The organism is uncultured Fibrobacter sp. (assembly GCF_946062555.1).
Classification (GTDB): Bacteria; Fibrobacterota; Fibrobacteria; order Fibrobacterales; family Fibrobacteraceae; genus Fibrobacter.
On sequence record NZ_CAMGVQ010000003.1, the window covers coordinates 120,079 to 126,374 of the forward strand.

General features: G+C 52.4%; 6 protein-coding genes. 2 read left to right on the forward strand and 4 right to left on the reverse strand.

The annotated features are described in order from the left end of the window. The first annotated feature begins 10 nt into the window (after positions 1-10). Positions 11-709 carry a lysophospholipid acyltransferase family protein gene (locus tag Q0P86_RS01625; RefSeq protein ID WP_295036941.1) on the forward strand — a complete coding sequence of 233 codons (699 nt, stop codon included), beginning with the start codon at positions 11-13 and terminating at the stop codon, positions 707-709. Further along, positions 706-1,554 carry a patatin family protein gene (locus Q0P86_RS01630; RefSeq protein WP_290992800.1) on the forward strand — a complete coding sequence of 283 codons (849 nt, stop codon included), beginning with the start codon at positions 706-708 and terminating at the stop codon, positions 1,552-1,554. The genes Q0P86_RS01625 and Q0P86_RS01630 overlap by 4 nt, the downstream gene beginning before the upstream one ends. Before the next feature lie 137 nt (positions 1,555-1,691). Here the strand turns inward: Q0P86_RS01630 and Q0P86_RS01635 are convergent, their stop codons facing one another. The 4 genes from Q0P86_RS01635 to cysS form a co-directional block, all read right to left on the reverse strand. Then, positions 1,692-2,285 carry a hypothetical protein gene (locus Q0P86_RS01635; protein WP_295036943.1) on the reverse strand — a complete coding sequence of 198 codons (594 nt, stop codon included), beginning with the start codon at positions 2,283-2,285 and terminating at the stop codon, positions 1,692-1,694. Between the two features lie 178 nt (positions 2,286-2,463). After that, on the reverse strand, positions 2,464-3,120 hold the full coding sequence (locus Q0P86_RS01640) for an MBL fold metallo-hydrolase (protein WP_295036946.1): 657 nt from the start codon (positions 3,118-3,120) through the stop codon (positions 2,464-2,466). 27 nt (positions 3,121-3,147) lie between these two features. After that, positions 3,148-4,428, reverse strand: a complete 1,281-nt coding sequence (locus tag Q0P86_RS01645) for a sugar MFS transporter (protein ID WP_295036948.1) — start codon at positions 4,426-4,428, stop codon at positions 3,148-3,150. A gap of 101 nt (positions 4,429-4,529) precedes the next feature. Further along, positions 4,530-5,984, reverse strand: coding sequence for a cysteine--tRNA ligase (gene cysS, locus Q0P86_RS01650; protein WP_295036951.1), 1,455 nt, complete (start codon positions 5,982-5,984; stop codon positions 4,530-4,532). Between the last annotated feature and the right edge of the window lie 312 nt (positions 5,985-6,296).

Here is a 6,296-nt window from a genome sequence, read left to right on the forward strand (position 1 = left end):
GACTGCTCCGGTGAAAAAGAAGAATCCGATTGTCGAATGCCTTATGCGGGCGTTCGTCGTCGTGGTGATTTACACGGTGCGAGTTTTTATGTTCGCCTGGTTCCGTCCGAAGGTGGAATGGACGGGGGAGACGGTAAAGTCGGCTCACCTCAAGACGCCTTCGGTCATTATCGCGAATCATACCTCGATGCTGGACCCCATCTTGATGCTGGCGGTGTTCTTTTACAACCATAGCATCGTGGTGGCGAAGGACCAGGTTGAGGACCCGCATTTTAGTTGGGCGCTTACTCATGCAAAGTGCGTGATTCCCTGCGACCGTTTCAATATGGATACCGAATGGGCTCTGCTTGCGAAACGTGAGTTGGAAAAGGGTAACTCCGTTATCATTTTCCCCGAAGGCAAGTGTCGCTACGACGGTTTGTTGAACGAGTTCAAGACGGGATTCGCTTTCCTTGCGCGTAGTACGGGCGCCCCGGTTCTATCGGTAGGACTTGACGGAATTTATAAGTTCGGACATCGAACTCATGTGGTCGTTGCAGAACCCGAAAGGATTGAACGCGTCAAGGGAATTCCTTCGTCAAAGCATTTGGCTGAGCGTAGTGAATACTTCAGGCAGAAGGTTTGGAACTTAAAACAGCGTGCGCTAGGCGTGGCGGATGTTTCGACGTTGCCTGTGTCGGCTGAAACTCCAGAGGAGGTTGAGGGATGAAAACGGGACTTGTGTTAGAAGGCGGGTCTCGCCAGACTATGTTCAGTGCTGGTGTGATTGATACCTGGCTTGAAGAGGGTGGAATTGATTTTAATTATGTGGCAGGAGTTTCGGCTGGAGCTCATGCTGCGGTCAACTTTATCACTCGTCAACAGGGTCGTCTGCGCTTTATTGTACTGCCGACTCGCTTGCAGAGAGGCAAAAAGTGGGCGAGCAAGTTTATAGGGATTCAAAAAGAATTCCATGCGCTCAACTACCTCGCTGCCGACGGTGAAATGCCGCTGGATTTTGATGCCTACTGCAATTCTAGAACTGAATTTGAAATAGGCCTCACGTGTTGCGAAACGGGACGCGCCGAATTCAAGTCCGAAAAAGCCGACAAGAAAAGACTCCTGGATTTGATCAGCGCCAGTTGCGCACTTCCGATGATTTTCCCGATGGCCTCCCTTGAAGGGAAACATTATGCAGACGGATGCATTACCGTACCGATTCCCTTTGAACGCGCGTTCGAGAGGGGCTGTGACAAGGTCGTTGCAATATCGACGCATTATCCTGGCGAAGCGGTAACGGATTTCCGCAAGTACCGTGCGATTCTGAATCCGATGTACAAACGCAAGTATCCTGACTTGTTCCGTGCGCTTATGATTCGCCTCAAGCGATACGACAAAATGTTTGTGCAGATTGAAAAGCTTGAAAAAGAAGGCCGCCTGTTCCTCGTTCGTCCGCTGATTGAACTCTGCGACCAGTTTGACACGAATATGGATAAGATGAACGAGTCGTACGAGCACGGTGTCGAAATTGCAAAAAAGCGAATGGACGATTTAAAGGCCTTCTTGGAAATTTAATCGCAAGTCGGTCGAGGATGATACGGCTTGTTCGGGATCGTGATGGTGACGTCAACTGTTACGATGAGAGTCGAAAGAAAGGCTGTTCCTGGTTTGTCAAGCTCACTCTTGAAAATAATCCGCAAGACTAGTAGAATTCACCAGTGAACCGCGAGGATTACGAGCGCGTTCCTGAAAATGTTTCGCAGAATCCCTTTGGCGATTCGTATGGGCGCGATATTCGTTAGTTTGTCAGCAACTATGAATGTGGCGATAAGTCCGGCGATGCCTGCTGTCAATAAGGTCCCTGAGCAGCGCTGAAGGGTTGTGTATTGTATGTCATTGCTGGAGCGAACCCCAAAGCAATCTCTAGATAAATTCTTTATCGGTTCGCGGCAAATCCATCCGCACGTAAAAAAGAATAGCACCGTCAAGTCGCGCTCGATTCCAAGCGGCAGGCGAATATGATTTTTGTACAGGAGCCAACCTGCAATAAGGCTTGCGATGGCAATTCCCGCAACAGTCATTCTGGAGCGTGTCATCCTCGAAGCGTAGCGGAGGGGAGACGGAATCCATAATTCAATCCGTTTGGTAATTACCATCACCCCGTAAAACATCAGGCTTACGCTATACAGCGTGAACACGAACCAGAGAGGCCCCGATCCGATGGATGATTTTCCTGCAATGAAAATTTTGGCGAGGTTCCAGTAGAGGTAATTCCACACGCCCGTAATTTCGGGGCGGATGTTCATGTTTATGTTTGAAAAACCTTGTTCGATATGGAATAAACAGACGAGTAACAACACGAATCCCTTGAATTCGTCAATCTACCCGATTCTTGTTGCCTTGTCGCTCATGCCGTTTGATTGTCCTGCCGGACTCTTTGTCATCCCCGCGATAGTCATCTCGGCCCTGTGCCGGAATCACTGATTAATACCATCTACTTTCGTCTGCAATTGTCGTCATTGGCCCGTGTCCGGGAAATACGACCGTCTCTTTCGGGAGCGTCAGGAGCTTGCTTTTGATTCCACGCACGAGTGCGTCTTCATCGCCGCCGAACAAGTCGCTGCGTCCGCGGCTCCCTGCAAACAGGATGTCTCCGGGGAACAGGAGCGGCGGTACATTCTTCTGGCCGTTGACTTCGCCCGGGTTTTCGCAGTAAAACGCGATGCCGCCGGGGGAGTGCCCGGCCACATGAATCACTTGCAAGCGAATGCCGGGCACCTCGACGGCATCGCCCTCGGCAAGGTAATTGCCGAGTCCGGGCGACGGTTCACGCAGCGGAAGCCCGAACATCTGGCTCTGTTCTTCTTGCAAGTCCAAAAGGAATGCGTCCTCTTCGTGCGCCTCGGGCTGCACCCCATAAGTCTTGGCGACAAATGCGTTGCCCAGTACGTGATCCAGGTGCAGGTGCGTGTTCAGCAGGTGGCGCACGGTCAGGTTGTTTGTGGCGATATAGTTCGCTAACGCCGCTTCCTCGCGTTCGTTGCTGACGCTCGGGTCAATCAGAATAGCGTCTCCGGCATCGTTGCTTAAAACGAAACCGTTGACTCCGAACGGATTGAACACAAAGGGCTTGAGTTTCATGGCGTCCTTCCTGAGGATTATTGTCTTCTAGTGTTTCTTTTTCTTCTTGTGCATCCGCCGAATCCGCTTGAGATCGTTCATTGAAATCTCGTGCAGTATGTCCATGACGCGTTCGCGGGCGTATGACTTGTTGAGCTTACGGTGCGTGACGTAATCCAGCAGGCAGACGCATAAAAGTAACAATCCGACAAAAACGGAAAGTGCAATCGGCCAGAGGTGAACCGAAAATTTTGTGGCGATAAGACCGAATGCAGGCGGCATCAGTATGGAGCCTACATAGGATCCTGCCAACTGAATGCTGATGGCTTGGCTTGAAACGGTTTCTCCGAACCGTGCTGGAGTCGCGTGGATAAGAGACGGGTAGACGGGAGCGCATCCGAGGCCGAGTAGGCAAATGCAGACGGGCATGACCCATAACGGAAGTGGCATCGAAAGAACGAAACACCCTGCGATGACAATGAAAATTCCTGCGTAAATTAACCGGTGATCCGTAAATTTGATGGCGAAAAATCCGCTGATGATGCGGCCCGCCATAACCGACGCAAATAGCAACGAAACGCAGATGGCCCCGATTTCGGGCTTGAATCCGCGTGCAATCAGGTAGGTTCCGCACCAGAGACTCGTCGAAATTTCGAGAGCGGAGTAAAAGAAGAAGGTCATGAACGAGAGCTTTATTCCGGGAATACGGATGACGTCTCGTAAGCGGGGGGCAATGCCATTATTGGAATTGTTACTTGAGGAGCCATGAACGCTATTTCCGGCTTCGGTCTTTTTCCAAAGTGGAAGTGAAATAAGGAGGGTTGCGAAAATCGCGGCCAGAAGAAGAGCCACGAGTTCGTAGGCTCCTCTCCAACCTTTTCCTGCAAAGACGGAAATCGACAGAAACGCGGGACCGAGAGTCGCGCCAATTCCCCAGCTGGCATGCAACCAGTTCGTGTGCTTTGATTCTAGGTAAATGGCAGCGAAGTTGTTCATCGCCACATCGACCGCCCCCGCGCCGATTCCCATGGGTATTGCGCACAGACAAAGGAATATGAACGAATGGGCGAACCCGTAACCCATCGAGGCGATTGCCGTCAGGGCGATACTGTAGGCGACAAGTTTTCCTGTTCCGAAAAGGCGGATCAGCCGCGGTGTAACGAGGCTGGAGATTATCGTGCCGATGGATACGATTATAGAAAGAAGCCCCGCTGCTGAAATGGGGGCTCCTAGGTCCTGTCGCATCAGAGGCCAGGCTGCACCGAGAATCGTATCGGGTAAGCCAAGGCCAATGAATGCGGCGTAGATGACAACAAGCAAGAAAATCATCGAAGGTAATTTAAAAAAAGATTCCGGCTCGGAGGCCGGAATGATATACTAAGTTCTAAGAGCGTAGCGGTCTAAGTTCTGCAAATTGCGGCAACGCCGCCCTAACCCTTGATTTCCCAGGTCGTGCCTTCCTTAGAGTCCTTGATGACCACGTTCATGGCGGCGAGTTCGTCGCGGATGCGGTCACTTTCGGCCCAGTTCTTGGCGGCACGGGCTTCCTTACGGGCGGCAATCAGCGCTTCGATCTTTTCAACATCCACGCCGTCGTTTGCGCCCTTCTTGGCGTATTCTTCGCGAGGTTCGTCCAGCTTCAAACCGAAAATCTGGTCGAAGTCGGCCACCAGGGCAGCCTTTTCGCCGTCATCGATATCGCTCTTGAGCATCGTGTTCATGATACCGAGGGCACGCGGCATGTTCAGGTCGTCGCCGATAGCGTCCTTGAATTCCTGCTGGAATGCCTTGGCGGCTTCGCTTTCAATCGCGGTGGCCTTACCGATCAGCGGGTCCGTCTTCTTGTGCAAGCTCTTGAGGCCTTCCTTGGCGCCTTCCAGGGCTTCCCACGTGAAGTTCAGGTAGTTGCGGTAGTGGCTGCCAATGGCGAAGAAGCGGTAGTCCAGCGGGTTGAAACCGCGGTCCATCAGCAGAGAAACCGTCAGGAATTCGCCGCTGGACTTGCTCATCTTGCCGAACTTCTGCTCGGTGGTGCCGTCTTCCAGCTTTTCTTCGCTGGCGGTGCGCAGGAACTCGCCGTGCATCCAGAAACGTGCAAACGGCACGCCGTTGGCGCATTCGCTCTGGGCGATTTCGTTGGTGTGGTGCACGCGGATGTGGTCCGTACCGCCGCAGTGAATGTCGAGCGTCGGGCCGTTGTACTTCATGGCCATGGCGGAGCATTCGATGTGCCAGCCGGGGAAACCGATGCCCCACGGGCTGTCCCATTCCATGGCGCGCTTCTTGTCCTTCGGGCTGAACTTCCACAGGGCAAAGTCGGTGGCGTGGTGCTTTTCGCCCATGTCGATGCGGCTACCCTTGCGCAGGTTTTCCACGTCGAGGTGAGCGAAGTCGGCATAGCGCGGGAACTTGAGGCTGTCGAAGTAGATGCCGTCGCTGGTGCGGTAGGTGTAACCCTTTTCTTCCAAGGTCTTCACCAGTTCAATCTGTTCCTGGATGTGCTGCGTGGCAGGCGTCCAGCGGGTCGGTTCCTGGATGTTTAAGCGGTACCAGTCGGCCATGAACGCGTCGGTGTAGAACTTCGCGATGTCCCAGACGGACTTGCCTTCGCGGGCGGCGCCCTTTTCCATCTTGTCGTCGCCGGAGTCGGCATCGCTGGTGAGGTGGCCCACGTCGGTAATGTTCACGATGTGGTTCACCTTGTAGCCGTAGTACTTCAGCGTACGGACCAAAAAGTCTTCGAAAATGTAGGTGCGGAGGTTGCCGATGTGGGCGAAATGGTACACCGTCGGGCCACAACAGTACATGCGCACGGCGGGAACGCCTTCGGGGAGTGTGAAAATCTCTTTCTTACGCGATGCGGTGTTGTAGAACTGTAGAGCCATTTTAGCCTCCATTAAATGCGGCGCAACATGCGCCGTTCATTCTTATGTGCGTGCAAATTTAGAAAAAGTGGGCAATACGAGAAAGTGGTAAAAATGTTTTTTTACCACTTTCTCGCAGCCACTACGGACGCCGAAGGTTAAAACTAATAATAGTCTGTGTCACAGCTTATTGGGGGGGCAGATTCATCAACGCAGAATGCTGCTTCGGTGTTTTTTCCGGGACTTGTTATTGTATTGGATTGAGTTTGCCATTGATTAATGGCTCTTCTGAGCTAAGTGTGGAACATTTTTCTAAAAAAATAGCCTAAAAAC